The 19,847-nt window shown below is 67.9% G+C and carries 16 protein-coding genes; 10 read left to right on the forward strand and 6 right to left on the reverse strand.

Translation table 11 applies throughout. The features are described 5' to 3' along the window. Positions 1-141 precede the first annotated feature (141 nt). The 3 genes from ACFPFG_RS23610 to ACFPFG_RS23620 all read left to right on the forward strand — a co-directional run bounded on the left by ACFPFG_RS23610 (position 142) and on the right by ACFPFG_RS23620 (position 5,906). Positions 142-2,643: a TonB-dependent siderophore receptor gene (locus ACFPFG_RS23610; RefSeq protein ID WP_380108502.1), complete on the forward strand. Its 2,502-nt coding sequence runs from the start codon at positions 142-144 to the stop codon at positions 2,641-2,643. 66 nt (positions 2,644-2,709) lie between these two features. Beyond that, complete coding sequence (locus ACFPFG_RS23615; RefSeq protein ID WP_380108504.1) at positions 2,710-3,927, forward strand: efflux RND transporter periplasmic adaptor subunit; 1,218 nt, start codon at positions 2,710-2,712, stop codon at positions 3,925-3,927. After that, positions 3,924-5,906 carry an ABC transporter permease gene (locus tag ACFPFG_RS23620; protein ID WP_380108506.1) on the forward strand — a complete coding sequence of 661 codons (1,983 nt, stop codon included), beginning with the start codon at positions 3,924-3,926 and terminating at the stop codon, positions 5,904-5,906. The genes ACFPFG_RS23615 and ACFPFG_RS23620 overlap by 4 nt, the downstream gene beginning before the upstream one ends. Positions 5,907-6,013: 107 nt before the next feature. On the opposite strand, the gene ACFPFG_RS23625 is transcribed toward ACFPFG_RS23620, so the two are convergent. Further along, the gene (locus ACFPFG_RS23625) at positions 6,014-6,592 is read right to left on the reverse strand and encodes a TetR/AcrR family transcriptional regulator (RefSeq protein ID WP_380108508.1); all 579 of its coding nucleotides are present in this window, start codon (positions 6,590-6,592) and stop codon (positions 6,014-6,016) included. A gap of 85 nt (positions 6,593-6,677) precedes the next feature. Here ACFPFG_RS23625 and ACFPFG_RS23630 point away from each other — a divergent pair, with 85 nt between their 5' ends. Then, positions 6,678-7,145 (forward strand): nuclear transport factor 2 family protein, encoded by a 468-nt coding sequence (locus ACFPFG_RS23630; RefSeq protein ID WP_013800686.1) that lies wholly within the window; start codon positions 6,678-6,680, stop codon positions 7,143-7,145. A gap of 79 nt (positions 7,146-7,224) precedes the next feature. Here the strand turns inward: ACFPFG_RS23630 and ACFPFG_RS23635 are convergent, their stop codons facing one another. Together ACFPFG_RS23635 and ACFPFG_RS23640 are read right to left on the reverse strand one after the other, a co-directional pair. Next, positions 7,225-7,551 carry a DUF4148 domain-containing protein gene (locus tag ACFPFG_RS23635; RefSeq protein WP_183019528.1) on the reverse strand — a complete coding sequence of 109 codons (327 nt, stop codon included), beginning with the start codon at positions 7,549-7,551 and terminating at the stop codon, positions 7,225-7,227. A gap of 140 nt (positions 7,552-7,691) precedes the next feature. After that, on the reverse strand, positions 7,692-9,191 hold the full coding sequence (locus ACFPFG_RS23640) for an efflux transporter outer membrane subunit (protein WP_183019527.1): 1,500 nt from the start codon (positions 9,189-9,191) through the stop codon (positions 7,692-7,694). An 89-nt stretch (positions 9,192-9,280) separates the two neighbouring features. Between ACFPFG_RS23640 and ACFPFG_RS23645 the strand changes: the two genes are divergently transcribed. The 4 genes from ACFPFG_RS23645 to ACFPFG_RS23660 all read left to right on the forward strand — a co-directional run bounded on the left by ACFPFG_RS23645 (position 9,281) and on the right by ACFPFG_RS23660 (position 14,878). After that, on the forward strand, positions 9,281-9,898 hold the full coding sequence (locus ACFPFG_RS23645) for a TetR/AcrR family transcriptional regulator (protein ID WP_183019526.1): 618 nt from the start codon (positions 9,281-9,283) through the stop codon (positions 9,896-9,898). 76 nt (positions 9,899-9,974) lie between these two features. Continuing rightward, positions 9,975-11,153, forward strand: a complete 1,179-nt coding sequence (locus ACFPFG_RS23650) for an efflux RND transporter periplasmic adaptor subunit (protein WP_312374039.1) — start codon at positions 9,975-9,977, stop codon at positions 11,151-11,153. After that, positions 11,146-14,214 carry an efflux RND transporter permease subunit gene (locus ACFPFG_RS23655; protein WP_380108511.1) on the forward strand — a complete coding sequence of 1,023 codons (3,069 nt, stop codon included), beginning with the start codon at positions 11,146-11,148 and terminating at the stop codon, positions 14,212-14,214. Before ACFPFG_RS23650 ends, ACFPFG_RS23655 begins: the two co-directional genes overlap by 8 nt. A gap of 76 nt (positions 14,215-14,290) precedes the next feature. After that, a complete protein-coding gene (locus ACFPFG_RS23660; protein WP_380108513.1) occupies positions 14,291-14,878 on the forward strand; it encodes a peroxiredoxin in 588 nt (195 codons plus the stop codon). Positions 14,879-14,896: 18 nt separating this feature from the next. Here the strand turns inward: ACFPFG_RS23660 and ACFPFG_RS23665 are convergent, their stop codons facing one another. Beyond that, complete coding sequence (locus ACFPFG_RS23665) at positions 14,897-15,271, reverse strand: DUF779 domain-containing protein (RefSeq protein WP_034398973.1); 375 nt, start codon at positions 15,269-15,271, stop codon at positions 14,897-14,899. Between the two features lie 67 nt (positions 15,272-15,338). Next, positions 15,339-16,862 carry an acetaldehyde dehydrogenase ExaC gene (exaC, locus tag ACFPFG_RS23670; protein WP_183019521.1) on the reverse strand — a complete coding sequence of 508 codons (1,524 nt, stop codon included), beginning with the start codon at positions 16,860-16,862 and terminating at the stop codon, positions 15,339-15,341. A gap of 322 nt (positions 16,863-17,184) precedes the next feature. Between exaC and ACFPFG_RS23675 the strand changes: the two genes are divergently transcribed. After that, complete coding sequence (locus ACFPFG_RS23675) at positions 17,185-19,140, forward strand: sigma-54-dependent Fis family transcriptional regulator (protein WP_380108516.1); 1,956 nt, start codon at positions 17,185-17,187, stop codon at positions 19,138-19,140. A 15-nt stretch (positions 19,141-19,155) separates the two neighbouring features. On the opposite strand, the gene ACFPFG_RS23680 is transcribed toward ACFPFG_RS23675, so the two are convergent. After that, on the reverse strand, positions 19,156-19,371 hold the full coding sequence (locus tag ACFPFG_RS23680) for an RtcB family protein (protein WP_232245720.1): 216 nt from the start codon (positions 19,369-19,371) through the stop codon (positions 19,156-19,158). Between the two features lie 185 nt (positions 19,372-19,556). Here ACFPFG_RS23680 and ACFPFG_RS23685 point away from each other — a divergent pair, with 185 nt between their 5' ends. Beyond that, complete coding sequence (locus ACFPFG_RS23685; RefSeq protein ID WP_380108518.1) at positions 19,557-19,835, forward strand: hypothetical protein; 279 nt, start codon at positions 19,557-19,559, stop codon at positions 19,833-19,835. Positions 19,836-19,847: the final 12 nt, after the last annotated feature.

Genomic DNA, 19,847 nt, shown 5'->3' on the forward strand with positions numbered 1-19,847 from the left:
CAACGGTCGCAAGCAAGCGGCATCCCCGCGCAGTTGGCTGTCTCTTTTACGCCCCCGCCTGATCTGGCAAGCGGGCGTACCCGCCTTCCTGCCCTGGGCCTGCCGTCGTCGTACGCACAAGGAATCCAGGAGCTACAGATCATGTACCAAGGTCAGTCGAGGGAACGTTTCGAGAACAACAATGGGAAGCTGGCCGCGCACCGTGCGCGGCCTGTCCGTACACAGGAGTGCGGCCCTGTGCTGCGGCCCAGCCTGGTGGCGGTGCTCGTGTCGGCAGCGGTAGCCGTGATGGCCGTCAGCCCCGGCGAGGCGCTGGCCCAGCCCGCCGCCGCCATGGAAGCTCGCCAGCCCTTTCACATTGCGGCCCAGCCCCTGCTCGAAGCCCTCAAGGCATTTGGCCGCCAGACGCAAGCGCAGGTGCTCTTTGATGACGGGCTGGTCGAAGGGCGCCAAGGCGCAGCAGTCAGCGGCAATCTCAGTGCACGCGAAGCCTTGGCCAGACTGCTGGCTGGAACGGGCTTGGTCGCCGTCAGCACGCAGCCCGGCACCTTCACCATCCAGACAGCAGCGGCTGCGGCTTCCAAGGTGACTTTGGCGGAAGTGACGGTGACGGCGCAAGCCGATGCCAATGGAGCGACCGAAGGCACCGGCTCCTACACCGCGGACCGGGTGCGCACTGCCACCAAACTGGACCTGTCCATCCGCGAGACGCCGCAATCGGTCAGCGTGGTGACGCAGCAGCAGATGCGCGATGCCAACATGCAGTCGCTCGACGACGTGACCGATGCCCTTGTGGGTGTCACCTACAGCCAGCTGGGCACCGAGCGCTCGTACTTCTATTCCAGGGGCTTCCAGGTCACGGACCTGCAGATCGATGGCCTGTCCACCAGCATGGCCGAGAGCTTTTCGGCCGACGCCATGTCGCTCAACAACATGGCGATCTACGACCGGGTGGAGGTGGTGCGCGGCGCCAACGGCCTGCTCCAGGGCTCGGGCAACCCGTCGGCCGTCATCAACCTGGTGCGCAAGCGGCCGACGCGCGAGTTCCAGATGAGTGCCGAGGTCGGCGCCGGCTCCTGGGCGGACTACCGGGCGCAGTTCGACGTATCCGGCCCGCTCAATGCCCAAGGCACCGTGCGCGGCCGCGCCGTGCTGCTCAACAACCAGGCCAACAGCTTCAGGCAGGGCGCCGAGGCCGACAACCGGATGCTCTACGCCATCGTGGAGACCGACCTGGGCGCCGCCACGACGGCCAGCCTCGGCTTCAGCGCGCAGCGCGACAACCACCAGGGCTACGACTGGGGCGGCTTCAACACGCGGGAAGATGGCTCGTTCTACCCCCTGGACCGCTCGGCCTCGCAAGCAGGCCCCGACGCGCACCTGAACCGGGACAACTACACCGTCTTCGGCGACGTGAAGCACCGCCTGGGCAACGGCTGGAGCCTGGCCGCCGCCTTCAACGCGGTGCGTTCCAAGGCCAGCTTCGTTGCCAATTACCCCGCACGGATCTCGGGCGACAGCCATGCCCTGACCTGGGTGGACGCGGAGTACACCGACAAGCAGTTCGCCTTAGACCTGCATGCCACAGGCCCCTACACCCTGTTCGGCCGCCAGCACCAGCTCATGCTGGGCCTGAGCACCCGCAGGGACAACTTCGACTACGACATCTACGCGCCCCGGGGCTCGCAGACGATAGACGTCACCGGCTTCGACTTCTCCTCGATCCGGGTGCCGGGCTTCAGCAGCACGCCCTCCGTCTATGCGCTGGAGCGCAACGAGAAAGGCGCTTCCATCGCCACCCGCCTGCGTGCCACAGAGGCGCTGAGCTTCATCGTCGGCAGCCGGTTGAGCTGGTCGGACTATTCCTCCCGCAGCCCGTACACCACCGCCTCGTTCGACTCCGGCCGGCAGTTCATCCCGTATGCGGGCGTGGTCCATGACCTGAGCCCTGCGCATGCGCTCTACGCCAGCTACACCGACATCTATTCGATCCAGCAGTACTACAGCCCGAGCGGCCTGCTCGACCCGGTGAAGGGCAAGAACTACGAAGCCGGTGTGAAGAGCCAGCTCTTCGACGGCCGCCTGCAGACTGCGCTGGCCGTGTTCCAGACCGACCAGCTGAACCTGCCGGTGGCCCTGAGCATGGCCTCGACCTGCGGGCTCAGTGGCGGCGCCCGCTGCTACACAGAGGGCGCCAAGGTACGCAACCGTGGCATCGACCTGGAGGTCACGGGCTCGCCCGCACCAGGCTGGAACGTTGCCGCCGGCTTCACCTTCAGCGACCCGAAGTACGTGGCCGGCCCCAATGCGGGCAAGCACTACAACACCACCCTGCCGCGCAAGGTCTTCAAGCTGTCCACCGACTACCGCCTGCCCGGAGGACGGTGGCGTGTGGGCGGCAGCGTGCAGGCACAGAGCGCCATGTCGCACGACGGTGCCGGGTTTCGCATCCAGCAGGGCGGCTACACGCTGCTGAACCTGCATGCGGGTTACCAGTTCACCAGCCGCCTGCGGCTGCAGGTGAACGTTCGCAACGCACTGGACAAGCACTACTACCAGACCATCCCGACCAACAACAACTACGGCGGCGTCTTCGCCGGCACGCCGCGCAGCTTCGCGGTGACCCTGCGCTATGACTACTGACCGGCGGGACGGAAAGCACGACGACATGCGCCGTACCGCCACATCGAGTTGCGAGGCTGCCCGGTGATGCCGCCGCACTCCACGCAGCGCCGGTGGCGGCCCGGCGCGGGCAGGCTCGCCCTGGCGATCCTGATTCCGGTGGCCGCTGCCGCGGGTTGGCTCCTGCTGCGACCGGATTCATCGCCGCGATGGCAGACGGCCACGGTCGGCCGCGGCAACATCGAATCGAGCGTCGCGGCCATCGGCACCTTGCAACCCGTGCGTTCGGTGGACGTTGGCGCCCAGGTATCAGGCCAGATCACCCATATCCACGTGCAGCCGGGCGATACGGTGCGCAAGGGCCAGTTGCTGGCCGAGATCGACGCCAGCGTGCTGGCGGCCACCGTGGAGGCCGGACGGGCCCGGATTGCCAGCCTGCGTGCCCAGCTGGACGACGCACAGGCCCAGGCGGAGCTGGCCGGCCAGCAGTACAGCCGCCAGCAGCAGATGGCGCGTGATGGAGCCACCCGGCTGGAGGACGTGCAGACGGCCGCCGCCATGCGGCGCTCGGCGCGGGCCAAGGTGGCGCAGTACGAGGCCACGATTCGCCAGACGGCGGCCAGTCTGCGCGCCGACGAGGCGCGGCTGGGCTACACGCGCATCTACGCGCCCATTGAAGGCGTGGTGACAGGCATCGACGTCAAGGAAGGCCAGACGCTGAACGCCACCTACCAGACGCCCGCGGTGCTGCGCATTGCCGACCTCTCGCGGATGACGGTGTGGACTGAGGTGTCCGAGGCCGATATCCGCCATGTCAAGGTGGGCCAGGCCGCCTACTTCACCACGCTCGGAGGGGACAGGCGCCGATGGAGCGGCAAGGTGCGGCAGGTGCTGCCGGCCCCGCCCGTGCAATCCGGTGCCGGTGCCGCCGGTGGCAGCGGCGCTGCTGCGGCGCCCGCCATGAAGGCCGTGCAGTACACCGTGCTGTTCGACGTGGACAATCCCGACGGTGCCCTGATGCCGCAGATGACGGCCCAAGCTACCGTGGTGGCTGCGGCGGCCCAGGGGGTGCTTGTCGCCCCGCTGGCCGCCTTCAAGACCGCCAGCGACCTCCACGCCGACAAGACGCACGAGGTCCGCCTGCTTGCCGAGCGGTCACCCGACCAGGTCGTGGAAGTCCGCCGTGTGCGTCTGGGCGTGAGGGACCGCCTTCAGGCGGAGGTGCTGGAGGGGCTGGCCGAAGGGGACCGGATCATCACCGGTGAGGCGGCCCCGGCCGCGGGCCCCAGGAGATTGCGGTGGTGACCCCGCTGATCGAACTGCGGGGCATCCGCAAGCGCTATGGCGGCGCCGCCACGGGGCGCCCCGTGGTGGAGGTGCTGCACGGCATCGACCTGGCCATCCATGCCGGGGAATTCGTCGCCATCGTCGGCCAGTCCGGCTCGGGCAAGTCCACGCTGATGAACCTGCTGGGCTGCCTGGACCGGCCGAATCAAGGCACGTACCGCTTCAACGGCCGTGACGTGGCCGACCTGGTCGCCGACGAGCTGGCCTGGCTTAGACGCGAGGCCTTCGGCTTCGTGTTCCAGGGCTACCACCTGATCGCCACCGACTCCGCGCAGGAGAACGTGGAGATGCCGGCGATCTACGCCGGCAAGACCGGGGCCGAGCGCGCAGAACGTGCAGGCGCGCTGCTGGGACGCCTGGGGCTTGCCGGCAAGCTGCACCTGCGACCCAACCAGCTGTCCGGAGGGCAGCAGCAGCAGCGCGTCTCCATCGCCCGGGCGCTGATGAATGGCGGGCGCATCATCCTGGCCGACGAGCCCACGGGCGCGCTGGACAGCCAAAGCGGCGCCGAGGTCATGGCGCTGCTGCACGAGCTGGCGGATGCCGGCCACACCATCATCCTGATCACCCACGACCGCGAGGTGGCGGCACAGGCCCGGCGCGTCGTGGAGATCCGCGACGGGCGCATCGTCGGCGACGTCCGGGAAGGCCGAGCCGCGTCAGGCCAGGCCGCGTCAGACCTCGCGCTCGCCGCCATCCCCGCGCCCGGCGCGGAAGGGGCGCGGCTTGAGCCTGGCACGCCGCTGCTGTCGGACCTGCGCGAGGCGCTGCGATCGGCCTGGCGCTCCATGCGCATCCACCGCTCGCGCACCGCACTGACCTTGCTGGGCATCGTCATCGGCGTGGCCTCGGTCATCGTGATGCTGGCCGTGGGCATGGGAGCGCGCGAGGATGTGGTCGCGCGATTGGGCGCGATGGGCTCGACCGTCATGTACATCAACAACCGCCCGCCACCGCAGGGTGGTCCGCAGGGCGTGACGACCCTGGCCGACCTCGAGGAGATAGAGATGCTGCCGGAAGTGGCGCACGCCATGCCCGTGGCGCGCGACCCGGCCATGCTGCGACATGGCAACCTGGCCTGGCAGGCGGACACCATCGCGGCCACCCATGCATGGCCGTCCATCCATCACTGGCCGGTGGCAGAAGGCCGGTTCTTTACCGAGGCGGAGGACGAACAGCTGGCGCCGGTGGTCGTGATCGGGCAGAAGGTGCGCGAGCGGTTCTTCGAAGATGAATCGCCGCTGGGCAGGCAGCTTCTCATCGGCAATACACCGTTCCAGGTGGTCGGCGTCATGGCGGCCAAGGGCGCCGGCGATGGCGGCAGTTCGCAAGACGACCTGGTGGTGGTGCCCTACCGCTCGGGCATCCTGCGCGTTTTTCCGAACGGTCGCAGCTTCGATCCGCACTACACGGTGGTCCAGGCACGGGATTCGCCGAGCGTGCTGCCGGCGCAGGCGGCCATCGAGGCGTTGCTGCGCTTGCGCCACGGGCGCGAGGATTTCTTCGTCGCCAACGCGGCCGCGCGTTTGCAGGCGCAGGCCCAGGCCCAGGATTCGATGACGACGATGCTCAGCCTGATCGCCGCCGTGTCCCTGCTGGTAGGCGGCATCGGCGTGATGAACGTCATGCTCATGGCGGTGAAGGAGCGCACGCGCGAGATTGGCATCCGCATGGCGACCGGGGCGCGCCAAACGGACATCCAGCGACAGTTCCTCACCGAGGCCGTGCTGGTGACCATGGTCGGCGCAACCGCCGGCATCGTGGCGGGGGTGGCCATCGGGGCAGGTCTCATCGTCTGGGGCAGCGAACTGGTCTTCTCGGTGAGAGCCATGCTGCTGGCCTTCGGCTGTGCGGTGGCGACGGGCCTGGTGTTCGGCTTCATGCCGGCCCGGCAGGCGGCAAGGCTCGATCCTGTCGTTGCGCTGGCAGGGGAGTAACGAGGCCCGGTGCGGAACTTGCGCAACGGCACCGCACACGTGTCCCGTGTCCGATGCCCTTTGCTGCAGATGTATCGGCCCCATGTGCCCCGGATGCCTGAGCCCCCTCAAGACCCGGGGCGGCTCACCACCCCCTCGGCCGCTGCCTTGAAGTTCTCCATGACTTCATCGATCGGCTGACCCATCTGCGCATGGACGATGGCGCCATCCGCCATCAGGGTGAGCGCGGCGCCCACGGATACGGGATGGCCACCGAACAGGCGATCCAGCACGGACGACATTTCCTGCTTGTGCCGCCGGACCGTTGCCAGGATCTCATGGTCGGACGAGCCCAGTTCGGCAGCGGCATTGAGAAAGGCGCAGCCCCGGAAGTCGGGCTGGCCGAACCAGTTCCTGAGGGTGCTGGACAGCGCATCCAACGCTGGCGAGCCCCCGGCGGGCGCCTGCGCCAGGCTGGCCTGGAACCAGGAAATCCACCGCTCATGGCGGTAGTCGAGGTACGCCCGGATCAGGTCGTCCTTGCTGGCGTACTGGCGGTAGAAGGTGACTTTGCTGACCGACGACCGCTCGATGATCCGGTCCACGCCCGTGGCCCGGATGCCCTCTGCGTAGAAGAGGCCATGGGCTGCCACCAGGATGCGCTCGCGGGGCGGCAATGACTCGAAGGAAGGCTCGGAAGTTTTCATGAAGACATTGTAGACAGATCGTTCCACATTCGTTAGAGTGGCGCATGTAGACAGATCGTTCTACATCTCTTCAAAAGGTCACATCATGGAAACTCGCCCACCCCTGCCCCCTTTCTCTCTCGCAAGCGCCGTCCAAAAGGTCCGTCTGGCCGAGGATGGGTGGAACACACGCGATGCGGCCAAGGTCGCGATGGCCTATACCCTCGACACGAAATGGCGCAACCGGGCGGAGTTCGCCAACAGCCGCGCCGAGGCCCAGGCCCTTCTTGAGAGAAAGTGGAAGAAGGAGCTGGACTACCGGCTGATCAAGGAGCTTTGGCTGTACGGAGAAAACCGGATCGCAGTCCGCTATGCCTATGAGTGGCACGACGATGCCGGGAACTGGTTCCGGTCGTACGGCAACGAGAACTGGGAGTTCGAGGCCGACGGTCTCATGCGCCGGCGCTTCGCATGCATCAACGACATGCCCATCCAGGAGTCGGAGCGCAAGTTCCACTGGCCGCTGGGCCGTCGCCCCGATGACCACCCCGGTCTGTCCGACCTGGGCCTGTAGGCAAAGCCCCGGGCCACGTCCCGAGCCAGCGGGGCAGTCGGCCACTGCCGCGATGGCCTGGGCGGGGACGGGCTCCGCCTTACCGACTCAACGCCTTGCGGACCTCCGCCTGAAACGCCTCGCTGTTGCGAAGGCGCAGGTACTCCTGGTATGCGGCCCGATATTCCTGCGTTTCGACTCCGTAGGAGATCGATATCTCCGCATGGCGGTCCAATCCGGCGCGGCGCCAGAGTGCGAGATCGGCGATGACTTCGGCGCGGGACAGCGCTGCGCCCGATGGTGCTGTCGAGGCATCTTGCGGCTTCGAATAGGCAGCGAAGCAGGTAGAGAAAGCGATGGCGGCAAGCGCCGACTTCAGGACGAGTGCGCCTGCAGCAGCGGTGGGGGAGGGGGTTGTGTTTGACATGGTTTGACAGATGGGGGTGGGTGGAGCCGGGCCATGGCTTGGGCCGCCTGCTTGGGCAGGTCGCCTGGGCCGCGCGTCCCGCAGGGGTGTTCGGTTTCTTTGCTGTGTGGAAAGGGGGCTCCTTTCGGGAAGTGGCAGGTTCAGGGGGCAACGCTGGCGGGAAGACCGTGGCTGGCGGCTGCCAATGCCCTGGAAGGCTCCGGCGTCCAGCCGCCGCCCAGCGCCTTGAAGATCGCGACCGTCGATCGCGCCGACTCCGTCCGGGCCTGCGCCTGTGCATCCAGCACGCCCAGCAGGCTTTCATCCGCCTGCAGCACCTCGATCAGGCTGACCACGCCCTTGTCGTAGGCGGCGCCCGCGGCCTGCCGGGCCCGCGTGAGTGCCTCCGCACCCCTGGCGAGCACGGCCATCAGCTCCTGCCGCTTGTCCCGCGATACCAGGGCGTTCTCCACCTCTTCCGTGGCGCGCAGTACCGACTGCCGGTAGGCGGCAAGGCTTTCCGCCTCCTGTGCCTGCGCCTGTTGGATCTGGGCGTTGATGCGTCCGAAGTCGAACAGCCGCCAGCGCAGGCCGCCCACAAGGGTTGCCTGCGACGCGCCGGCCCCGAAGAGATTGCCCGCGGAGATGGAGGTTGCGCTGCCGATCAGGCCGCTGATCGACAGCTTCGGGTAGTACTCGGCGATCGCCACGCCGATGCGTGCGTTCGACGCTGCCAGGCGCCGCTCCGCCGCGATGAGGTCCGGGCGTCGCCGCAGCAGATCGCCGGGCGCCTCTGCCAGGGAAAGGGTTGGCAATACGGGGACCGGGCGGGGATCGGCCAGTTCGGTCCGGTGCGTGCCGGGTGCCGTGGCCAGCATCACGTCCATGGCGTTGAGGGCGGCTTCGAGCGCATTTTCCAGCGGCGGGACGGTGGCTTGTGCCCGTGCGAGCGCTCCCTCGACCTGGCGCAGCTGAAGCTCGGGTGCCAAGCCCTTGCCCCAACGCAGTTCGACGATGGAGCGCAGTTGCTGCTGGGTTTGCACTTGCGAGCGTGCCACTGCCAGCCGCGCCTGCAGGCCGCGAACCTGGATATAGGTGTCCGCAGTCTGGGCGGCCACCGCGAGCCGCACGGCAGTGGCGCCGGCTTCCGATGCCTGGTACTCGGCCAGGGAGGCCTGCCTGGCCCTGCGCAGGCCGCCGAAGAGATCAAGCTCCCAACTGGCCCCGAGGTTGGCCTCCTGGGCGCTGCCGTAGCGATCGAACCCCGGCATGGAGTCGAGGACCCGGCCCAGCGGAGTTTCGACCGACTGATAGCTCCTGGCTGTCTGCGCCGAGATCTGGGCCGACGGCAGCAACGCGGCTGCCGCCGCATCCAGCCCGGCGCGTGCCTGAAGCACGCGGCCAGCGGCCTGGGCAACATCCAGGTTCTGCTGCAGTGCCGCCGTGACGAGGTGCGCCATTTGCGCATCGCCAAAGGCTGCCCACCAGGCCGCAAGGTCCGTGGAGGAGGCCGGCGAAGGCGGCTTGCCCTCACCCAGAACGCGGCCGCCCATGTAGGCCTGGGGCAGGGCCGTGGCGGGCGGCTGGTAGTCAGGGCCTACCGCACATCCTGCACAGAGGCTGGCGAGCATCAGAAAGACGGGGGCGGCAAGACGCGGCATGTTCAACAGTCAGAAGCGTGGTGACGCTGTGACTATATTCCATAATGGTCACTTGCATAGTATTTTTTTGTTGGAGTAAGCTAGGCCGCATGAGCACCACCAACGTCTATCCGACCTCTGCGCGCGGCCCGGTCGAACACGATGTCCGGCAACAGATCGTGATTGCGGCGAAAGAGCATTTCAGCCGCTACGGCTACGAGAAAACCACGGTGTCCGACCTTGCCAAGGCCATCGGCTTTTCCAAGGCCTACATCTACAAGTTCTTCGAGTCCAAGCAGGTCATCGGCGAGATGATCTGTTCCAACTGCCTGATGGAGATGGAGGCGGAGATCCGCCAGGCCGTCGCCAGCACGGATGCGCCTCCCGAACAGCTGCGGCGCCTGTTCAAGGCGATCGTCGCTGCCACGCTGCGGCTTTTTTCCGAAGACCGCAAGCTGTACGAGATCGCCATTTCGGCGTCGGCCGAGCGCTGGCAGGCAGCGCAGGCCTATGAAGAACGCATGCATCAGCTGCTGCTGCAGATACTCGATGCCGGGCGCCAGCGGGGCGACTTCGAGCGCAAGACGCCGCTGGATGAAACCGGGCGCGCCATCTTCCTGGTCATGCTCCCCTATCTGAACCCGGTGATGCTGCAGCACAGCCTCGACCATGCGGATGAGGCGCCCGCGCAACTGGCCGGATTGGTGTTGAGAAGCCTGTCGCCCTAAAGCCCGCAATTGTGACCATTGACATAAATGGTCACTAATCACAGAATCGGGTCCTGCTCATTGATCGGGACCCCTCATGCTTCGGCACCGCCATCTGTCCATCGCCGCTGTCGGCACACTGTCACTTGCACTCGCGGCCTGCGGCAAAAGCCCGCCGCCAGATCCGCGCACCCAGCCACCCCTCGTTCGCACCACCCTGGTAGCGCCAGGCAATTCTTCCGAGCGCGTCTTCACCGGCACCATCGCGGCCAGGGTGCAGGGCGATCTTGGATTTCGCGTGGCCGGCAAGGTGCTGGAGCGCCTGGTGGATACAGGCCAGACGGTCAGGCGGGGCCAGGCCTTGCTGCGCCTCGACCCGGTGGACCTGAAGCTGGCCGCCAATGCCCAGCAGGAGGCCGTCGCAGCCGCCAGGGCACGTGCCCAGCAGGCCAGCGACGAGGAGCAGCGCTACCGTGACCTGCAGGGAACGGGTGCCGTTTCGGCCTTGGCCCATGAACAGATCAAGGCGGCCGCAGATGCCGCCCGCGCCCAGCTCAGGGCAGCCGAAGCGCAGGCCGCAGTGGCGATCAACGCCAGCCGCTACGCCGAACTGCTGGCCGATGCCGATGGCATCGTGATGGAAACACTTGCCGAGCCTGGCCAGGTCGTCAGTGCCGGCCAGGTGGTCGTGCGCCTCGCCCATGCCGGCAGGCGCGAAGCGGTCGTACAGTTGCCCGAAACACTGCGGCCCGCGCTGGGCTCGGCGGCCCAGGCCCGCCTGTTCGGCAGGGAGGATGTGGTCATCCCCGCCAGACTGCGCCAGCTGTCCGATGTGGCGGACCGGGCCACCCGTACCTTTGAGGCCCGCTATGTGCTGGACGCCGGCGCGACGGCAAGCGCCCCGCTGGGCAGCACGGTCACGCTCAGGATCGGCGGGGCATCGACATCGACAGCAACAGCTACATCGACAGCGGGCAAGGCAACCATGCAGGTCCCCATCGGCGCCATCCTCGATGAGGGCAAGGGGGCTGCTGTCTGGGTGGTGCAGGGCGATCAGGTGAGGCGCCAGCCCGTCACCGTGGTTCAGGTGCAGGACGGCAATGCCCAGGTGGTGGGTGCGCTCGGCCTGGGGGCGCGGATCGTCGCGCTCGGTGCGCATTTGTTGAGCGAGGGCGCGCAGGTGCGACTGGGCAGCGAGGTGCCGGCGCCTTCAGCTGGACCAATGTCCACTGTGTCCCCTGCGCCCTCAGTGTCCACGGGAGCGTCCCGTGAGTGAAGGCCGTTTCAACCTATCGGCGCTTGCCGTCCGTGAGCGTTCCATCACGTTGTTCCTGATCCTGCTGATTTCGCTGACGGGTGTCTTTGCCTTCCTGAAGCTGGGCCGGGCGGAAGATCCGGCCTTCACCGTCAAGGTCATGACGATCATCACGGCCTGGCCTGGCGCCACCCCGCAGGAAATGCAGGACCAGGTGGCAGAGAAGCTGGAAAAGCGCCTGCAGGAGCTGCGCTGGTACGACCGCACCGAAACCTTCGTCAGACCGGGGCTGGCCTTTACCACACTGACCCTGCTCGACTCCACGCCCCCCGGCGAGGTGCAGGAGGAGTTCTACCAGGCACGCAAGAAGCTCGGTGACGAAGCCCGCAACCTGCCGGCGGGCGTGATCGGCCCTATGGTGAACGACGAGTACGCCGACGTGACCTTTGCGATCTACGCCCTCAAGGCGCGCGGCGTAGAGCCCAGGGCACTGGTGCGCGACGCCGAAGCCTTGCGCCAGCGTCTTTTGCATGTGCCGGGCGTCAAGAAGGTCAACATCGTCGGCGAGCAATCCGAGCGGATCTACGTGGAGTTCTCGCACGAGCGCCTGGCCACGCTGGGCATCAGCCCGCAGGACGTCTTCGCGGCATTGAACAACCAGAACGCTCTCACCCCTGCCGGGTCGGTGGAGACCCAGGGACCGCAGGTGTTCATCCGCATCGATGGGGCGTTCGACGCGCTGCAGAAGATCCGCGACACGCCCATCGTGGCCCAGGGCCGCACGGTCAGGCTGTCCGACATCGCCACCGTCCAGCGCGGCTACGAAGACCCCTCGACCTTCATCATCCGCAACGGTGCGGAGCCGGCCTTGCTGCTGGGCATCGTCATGCGCGACGGCTGGAACGGGCTGGACCTGGGCAAGGCGCTGGACAGGGAAGTGGGCGCCATCAACGCAGACATGCCGCTGGGCATCGGCCTGAGCAAGGTGACGGACCAGGCCGCGAACATCAGCGCCGCCGTCGATGAGTTCATGCTCAAGTTCCTGGCCGCGCTGCTGGTCGTGCTGGTGGTGTGCTTCGCCAGCATGGGCTGGCGCGTTGGCGTGGTGGTGGCTGCGGCCGTGCCGCTGACGCTGGCGGCCGTGTTCATCATCATGGCCGCCACGGGAAAGAATTTCGACCGCATCACGCTCGGCTCGCTGATCCTTGCGCTGGGCCTGCTGGTGGACGACGCCATCATCGCCATCGAGATGATGGTGGTGAAGATGGAGGAGGGCTACGACCGCGTGGCCGCGTCCGCCTACGCCTGGAGCCATACCGCGGCGCCCATGCTGTCCGGGACGCTGGTGACGGCGGTGGGCTTCATGCCCAACGGGTTCGCCCGCTCCTCTGCAGGCGAGTACACCAGCAACATGTTCTGGATCGTCGGCATCGCGCTCATCGTGTCCTGGGTGGTGGCCGTGGTGTTCACGCCCTATCTCGGCGTGAAGATGCTGCCCCCTCTCAAGAAGGTCGAAGGCGGACATGCGGCGATGTATGGCACGCCCCGCTACGAGCGCCTGCGGCGCGTGCTGGGCAAGGTGATCGCCCGCAAGGCGCTGGTGGCCGCAGTCGTGGGCGGGCTCATGGTGGCTTCCGTGCTGGGCATGTCCATCGTGAAGAAGCAGTTCTTTCCCATCTCCGACCGGCCCGAGGTGATGGTCGAGGTGCAGATGCCCTACGGCACCTCCATCGGCCAGACGAGCGAGACCACCCGCACGGTGGAAGCCTGGCTGCTGCAGCAGCCCGAATCGGAGATCGTGACCGCCTATATCGGCCAGGGCGCACCGCGCTTTTTTCTGGCCATCTCCCCTGAGCTGCCCGACCCGTCGTTCGCCAAGATCGTCGTGCGCACCGCCAACCAGGAGCAGCGCGACGCACTCAAGCTCAGGCTGCGCGAGGCCATCTCCCAGGGACTGGCTCCGCAGGCGCAGGTGCGCGCATCGCAGATCGTGTTCGGGCCGTACTCCCCGTTCCCCGTGGCATATCGCGTCTCCGGCCCCGACCCGGAGCGGCTGCGCGACATTGCCGGCCAGGTGCACCAGGTGCTGCACGACAGCCCGATGATGCGGACCGTGAACTCCGACTGGGGCGTGCGCACCCCCGTCATGCGCTTCACCCTGGACCAGGACCGGCTGCAGGCCATGGGACTGACCTCCGCGGCGGTCGCGCAGCAGCTGCAGTTCCTGCTCAGCGGCGTGCCCGTGACCACCGTGCGCGAGGACATCCGCACCGTGCAGGTGATGGCGCGTTCTGCGGGCGGCACCCGCCACGATGTGGCCAGGGTCGGCGACTTCACGCTCACCAACGCCACTGGCCAGCGCATACCGCTGTCGCAACTGGGCGAGGTCACCGTGCAGATGGAGGAGCCCGTCATGCGCCGCCGCGACCGCATGCCCACCATCACGGTCCGCGGAGACATCGATGACAGCCTGCAGCCGCCCGATGTGTCGGCGGCCCTCACCCGGCAGCTGGAGCCCATCAGGAAGGCGTTGCCTGCGGGCTACCGCATCGACGAGGCCGGCTCCATCGAGGAATCCGGCAAGGCCATGGCGGCCATGCTGCCCCTGTTCCCGATCATGATCGCCATCACGCTGATCATCATCATCTTGCAGGTGCGGTCGATATCGGCCATGGTCATGGTGTTCCTGACAAGCCCCCTGGGATTGATCGGCGTGGTGCCGACGCTCATCGTCTTTCAGCAGCCCTTCGGCATCAATGCACTGGTGGGGCTGATCGCGCTGTCGGGCATCCTGATGCGCAATACGCTGATCCTGATCGGGCAGATCCAGCACAACGAGCAGGAGGGGCTTGAGCCGTTCCAGGCGGTGGTGGAGGCCACCGTCCAGCGCGCCCGGCCCGTGATCCTGACCGCGCTGGCGGCGATCCTGGCCTTCATCCCGCTGACCCAATCGGTGTTCTGGGGGACGCTGGCCTATACGCTGATCGGTGGCACGCTCGCCGGCACGGTGCTGACGCTGGTCTTTCTGCCCGCCATGTACTCGATCTGGTTCAGGATCAGGCCCGGCGAAGCACGGCGCTGATCCACGGCACACGTGCCCAGGGCTTTGGCCGATTGGCCACAATGGGGCATCCCGTTCCAGGCTCAGGAGGCCATGCATGTCCGACATCCGCTGCGGCGATTCCATCCACCCACGCGCATCCCTGGGCCGCCGCTGCGCGCGTGCCGCCGCTCCCCTGCTGGCGGCGCTGCTGCTGTCGCCGCTGGCCCAGGCCGCGCTCAAGGTGGGCGACAAAGCGCCGCGCTTCACCACGCCGGCTGCGGTGGCGGGCAAGGCCTTCGATTTCGACATGGCCGCCACGCTCAGGAAGGGGCCGGTGGTGCTGTATTTCTTCCCCAAGGCCTTCACGCAGGGCTGCACCATGGAAGCCCATGCCTTTGCCGAGGCCACGCCGCGTTTCGCGGCCATGGGTGCCACGGTGGTGGGCATGTCGCATGACGACATCGATACGCTCAAGCGCTTTTCCACCGAGGCCTGCCGCGACCAGTTCGCCGTGGCATCGGACCCGCAGGCGCAGACCATCCGCGCCTACGACGCCTCGGCCGCCGCCGACCCCCAGCGCGCCGACCGAATTTCCTACGTGATCGGGCAGGACGGCAAGGTCCGCTTCGTGCACATGGGCTCGGACCCGGACGAGCATGTGCGCCAGACCGAGGCCGCGGTCAAGCGGCTGACCGGAAAGTAGCCCGCCGCGCGGCCCCTGTCAGGGGCCGTTGCCCTCGCTGGCCAGGATCTCGGCGTATTCCTCGTCCGTGAACAGCCTGGAGCGTGTGTGGAAGGCCTTGCCCGTGCTGCCCTCCAGCGAGAAGGTGCCGCCCTGGCCCTCGATCACGTCCAGGATGAGCTGGGTGTGCTTCCAGTATTCATACTGCGACTTGCCGATGTAGAAGGGCGCGCCGCCCACCTGGCCCAGCAGCACGTCCTGGGCGCCTATCGTCAGCTCGCCGGGCAGGTAGCAGTTGGCGGCACTGTTGTCGCAGCAGCCCCCGGACTGGTGGAAGAACACCGGCCCGTGCTGCGCCTGCAGGTCGGCGATCAGCGCCAGGGCGGCGTCGGTGGCAGTCACTTTGTCAACCATGGGTTGGTCCTTTCCTGGGCGGCCGGCCGCGCTGTGCGCCGCCGGCCGCATTCACCTGGGAAGAACTTCAGAAGAAGCCCAGCTTGTTCTCGCTGTAGCTGACCAGCAGGTTCTTGGTCTGCTGGTAGTGGTCCAGCATCATCTTGTGGGTCTCGCGGCCGATGCCTGATTCCTTGTAGCCGCCGAAGGCCGCGTGCGCCGGATAGGCGTGGTAGCAGTTGGTCCACACGCGCCCGGCCTTGATGGCGCGGCCCATGCGGTAGGCCACGTTGCCGTTGCGGCTCCACACGCCGGCGCCCAGGCCGTAGAGCGTGTCGTTGGCAATGGCCAGGGCCTCGGCCTCGTCCTTGAAGGTGGTCACGGCCAGCACGGGGCCGAAGATTTCCTCCTGGAAGATGCGCATCTTGTTGTGGCCCTTGAACAGCGTGGGCTGCACGTAGTAGCCGCCTTCCAGGTCGCCGCCCAGATGGGCCTGGCCGCCGCCGGCCAGCACCTCGGCGCCTTCCTGCTTGCCCAGGTCCAGGTACGACAGGATCTTGGTGAGCTGCTCCTTGGACGCCTGCGCGCCCATCATGCTGTCGGTGTCCAGGGGGTTGGCATGCCGGATGGCGGCCACGCGCTGGAGCACGCGCTCCATGAAGCGGTCGTAGATGCTTTCCTGGATCAGCGCGCGGCTGGGGCAGGTGCAGACCTCGCCCTGGTTGAAGGCGAACAGCACCAGTCCTTCGACGGCCTTGTCGAGGAAGGCATCGTCCTTGTCCATCACATCGGCGAAGAAGATGTTGGGCGACTTGCCGCCCAGCTCCAGCGTGGCCGGGATCAGGTTGTTGGCCGCGGCCTGGGCGATCACGCGGCCCGTGGAGGTGGAGCCCGTGAAGGCGATCTTGGCGATGCGCTTGCTGGTGGCCAGCGGCATGCCGGCCTCGCGGCCGAAGCCGTTGACGATGTTGAGCACGCCGGGCGGCAGCAGGTCGGCAATGAGCTCGGCCAGGATCAGGATGCTGATGGGCGTGGACTCGGCCGGCTTGAGCACCACGCAGTTGCCTGCGCCCAGCGCGGGCGCCAGCTTCCAGGCCGCCATGAGGATGGGGAAGTTCCAGGGAATGATCTGGCCCACCACGCCCAGCGGCTCCTGGATGTGATAGGCCACCGTGGTCTCGTCGATATGGCTGAGCGCACCTTCCTGGGCGCGCACGCAGCCCGCGAAATAGCGGAAATGGTCCACGGTCAGCGGGATGTCGGCATTCAGCGTCTCGCGGATGGCCTTGCCGTTGTCCACGGTCTCGGCATAGGCGAGCAGCTCCAGGTTGGCTTCGATGCGGTCGGCGATCTTCAGCAGGACGTTCGCACGCTCGGCCGCGCTGGTGCGGCCCCAGGCGTCGCTGGCGGCATGGGCGGCGTCCAGCGCCAGTTCGATGTCTTCGGCCGTGGAGCGCGCGGCGCGGGTGTAGACCTTGCCGCTGATGGGGGTGACCACGTCGAAGTACTGCTCCTTGACCGGAGGTACGAACCTGCCGCCGATGAAGTTGTCGTAGCGGGCCTTGTAGGCGATCTTGGCGCCAGCGGCGCCGGGTGCTGCGTAGACGGTCATGCTGCTTGTCTCCTGAGGATGCTTATGGGTCTGTCGTGATCGGGTGTGGATCGGGATATCCGGCCATGGCCGGACGGCAGACATGATTCAAAAGCCGTGCCAGCCTGCAGGCCGCAGGGCAGGTGCCCGCAAAGGCATGCGGGACGTGGCTGCTGCGGGTATTCCCGTGCGCGTTCGCCCTGTGCCGTGACGTTCCGCAACAGGACAACTGTCCAGAAATGGAACAGTCGGGCGCCTGGCCTGCCACTTGGCTTGCCCGGTGCCCGCCGGCCCCGCATACTGGTCTGCAACGCGGCGCAATGACGCCCGAGCAGGAGACAGCATGCAATCGAGAGCTTCCCTTGTGGCCTTGCGCCAGGCCCGTCACAGCCTGATGGAGTCAGGCCTGTGCCCCAGCGGCCTGGTGGACGAGCGCCTGGCGCGCTCGTGGCAGCGTTGCATCGAGCAGGGACTGCGTCCCACCGGGCGCCTGGGCGCCGCCGACAACCTGGAGCAGCACGCGCTGGGCGTGCTGCGCAGCCGCCACCATGCGCTGCTGGCGCATTCACGGCCCGTCATGGAATACCTGTCCGAGCAGGTGCGCGGCAGCCAGAGCGTGGTGGTGCTGGCCGGCCCCTGCGGCACCCTGGTGGATACCTGCGGCGACCCCTTCTTTCTGGGCAAGGCAGAGCGCGTGGCCCTGGCCAGCGGTGCGTCCTGGCATGAGGCGCAGCGCGGCACCAATGCCATCGGCACGGCACTGGCCGAGATGGACTCCATCGAAATCCAGGGCGGCGAGCATTTCCTGGAGCGCAACGGCTTTCTCACCTGCGCGGCCGCGCCCATCCTGTCGAGCACGGGCCAGCTGCTGGGCATCCTGGACATCTCCAGCGAACATGGCCGGGGCAGCCCGCACACGCTGGGCCTGGTCGGCACGGCGGCCCGCATGATCGAAAACCGCCTCATGGCCTGCGATGGCCAGCGCCACATCCGCCTGCACCTGCACGCGCGGCCCGAAGGCATTGGCACGGTGGCCGAAGGCATTGCGCTGATCTCCGCGGACGGATGGCTGGTGGGCGCCAACCGCGCCGCGCTGGCCTTGCTGCGCCTGTCGCGGGCGCAGCTGGGCAGCGTGTCGCTGGAGCAGGTGCTGGACGCCGGCCTGGAGGAGCTGCTGTCACGCCAGCACCGCCAGCCCGATGCGGCCCAGCCGCTGCGGCGCCATGACGGCACGGCGCTGTTCGGCCAGCTGGTGCCGGACCGGCGCACGGTACGGTCCTCGGTCGTGGAGCGGGTTGCCGAGCAACAGCAACAGGAGCCGCAGCAGCCGGCGCGCGATGCGCTGGCGCGGCTGGACACGGGCGATGCGCGCTGGCGCGCGGCGGCCGACAAGGCGCGGCGCGTGCTGGGCAAGCCGATTGCGCTGCTCATCCAGGGCGAGTCCGGCGTGGGCAAGGAATGGTTTGCGCGCGCGGCCCACGACAGCGGGCCGCGCCGCGACGGCCCCTTCGTGGCCATCAACTGCGCGGCCATGCCCGAGTCGCTGATCGAGGCCGAGCTGTTCGGCTACCGCCAGGGCGCCTTCACGGGCGGGCGGCGCGAAGGACAGGCGGGCCTGCTGCGCCAGGCGCACGGCGGCACCCTGTTCCTGGACGAGATCGGCGACATGCCGCTGGCGCTGCAGACCCGGCTGCTGCGCGTGCTGCAGGAGCGGCAGGTGGTGCCGCTGGGCGGCGGCGAGCCCGTTGCCGTGGATTTCGCGCTGGTCAGCGCCTCCAACCGCAGGCTGCGCGAGGAGGCCGACCAGGGGCGTTTTCGTGCCGACCTGTACTACCGCATCAACGGCCTGGCCGTGGAGCTGCCGCCGCTGCGCGAGCGCGGCGACTTCGAGGCGCTGGCCGCGCGCATGCTGGCCGACATCGAACCCGCCCGCCCGCTGCGCATGGCACCGGCCCTGCTGGCGCAGCTGGCCGGCCATGGCTGGCCCGGCAATCTGCGCCAGTGCGCCAGCGTGCTGAGAACGGCCTGCGCCATGCTCGATCCCCATGAGGACTGCCTGCAGTGGCAGCATCTGCCCGACGACTTCCAGGCCGAGCTGGCGCAGACCGCCCGCAGCGGCCCCCGGCTCGACGCTGCGCCGCAGAGCCTGGATGAACTCTCGCGCTCGGCCGTGCGGCAGGCGCTGGAGAACTGCCGGGGCAATGTCACCCAGGCCGCGCGCATGCTGGGCATCAGCCGCCAGACGCTGTACCGCAAGCTGGCCCAGGACCGTGCGGCGGACGGCTTGCGGCTGCAGTGAGGCGCCTGCCGGTGCTCAGGCCTTGAAGGTGATCCAGGGCCTGAGCTTCACGGCGGCGTGGATCAGGCCGGCGGCCTCCTGCGACTCGATGACCGGGCCGATGGGCTTGTAGGCTTCGGGCGCCTCCTCGATGCGGCGCTCCTCGCGCAGCGTCACGCATTGCCAGCCCTGTTCGCCCGCATGGCCCGCACGGGCTTCGGGCCGCAGCGCGCGCACGGCCTGGCGGCGCATGCGCCGTCCCGCGCGGCCTGGCGGTGCTCCACACCATTGCGCGCCTGCCCAACGCCCGGTGGTAGGGCGCGCCTGATTCCCGCCTTCCCCCTCAAGCCACTGCCTGGCACTTCCATGAATCCACTTGCCTTGCCCACACGCCGCTCGCTCCTGAAAATCGCCGCCGGCCTGCCGTGCTGTCGGCCTTGCCCAGCATCACCGAAGTGCCGGCGCTGCGCGATTTCGAGTACGCCAGCCTGGCGGGCTACTTCGTCAAGCGCGGCACGCCGCAGGATGTCAAGCAGCGCCTGAACCAAGCCATCGGCCAGGCCCTGCTGGACCCGCAGGTCATCGCCAGGCTGGAGGCCGACGGCCGTGACGTCGCCAAGCCCATGGGCCTGGACGATGCGGCGGCCGCCTATGCGCGCGAGATCGCCAAGTACCGCGAAATGATCCGCGTCACGGGCTACGTGCAGGCGGATTGAGAACGGAAGCCG

This window comes from Delftia deserti (genome assembly GCF_042653485.1).
In the GTDB taxonomy this organism is placed as follows: Bacteria; Pseudomonadota; Gammaproteobacteria; order Burkholderiales; family Burkholderiaceae_C; genus Comamonas; species Comamonas acidovorans.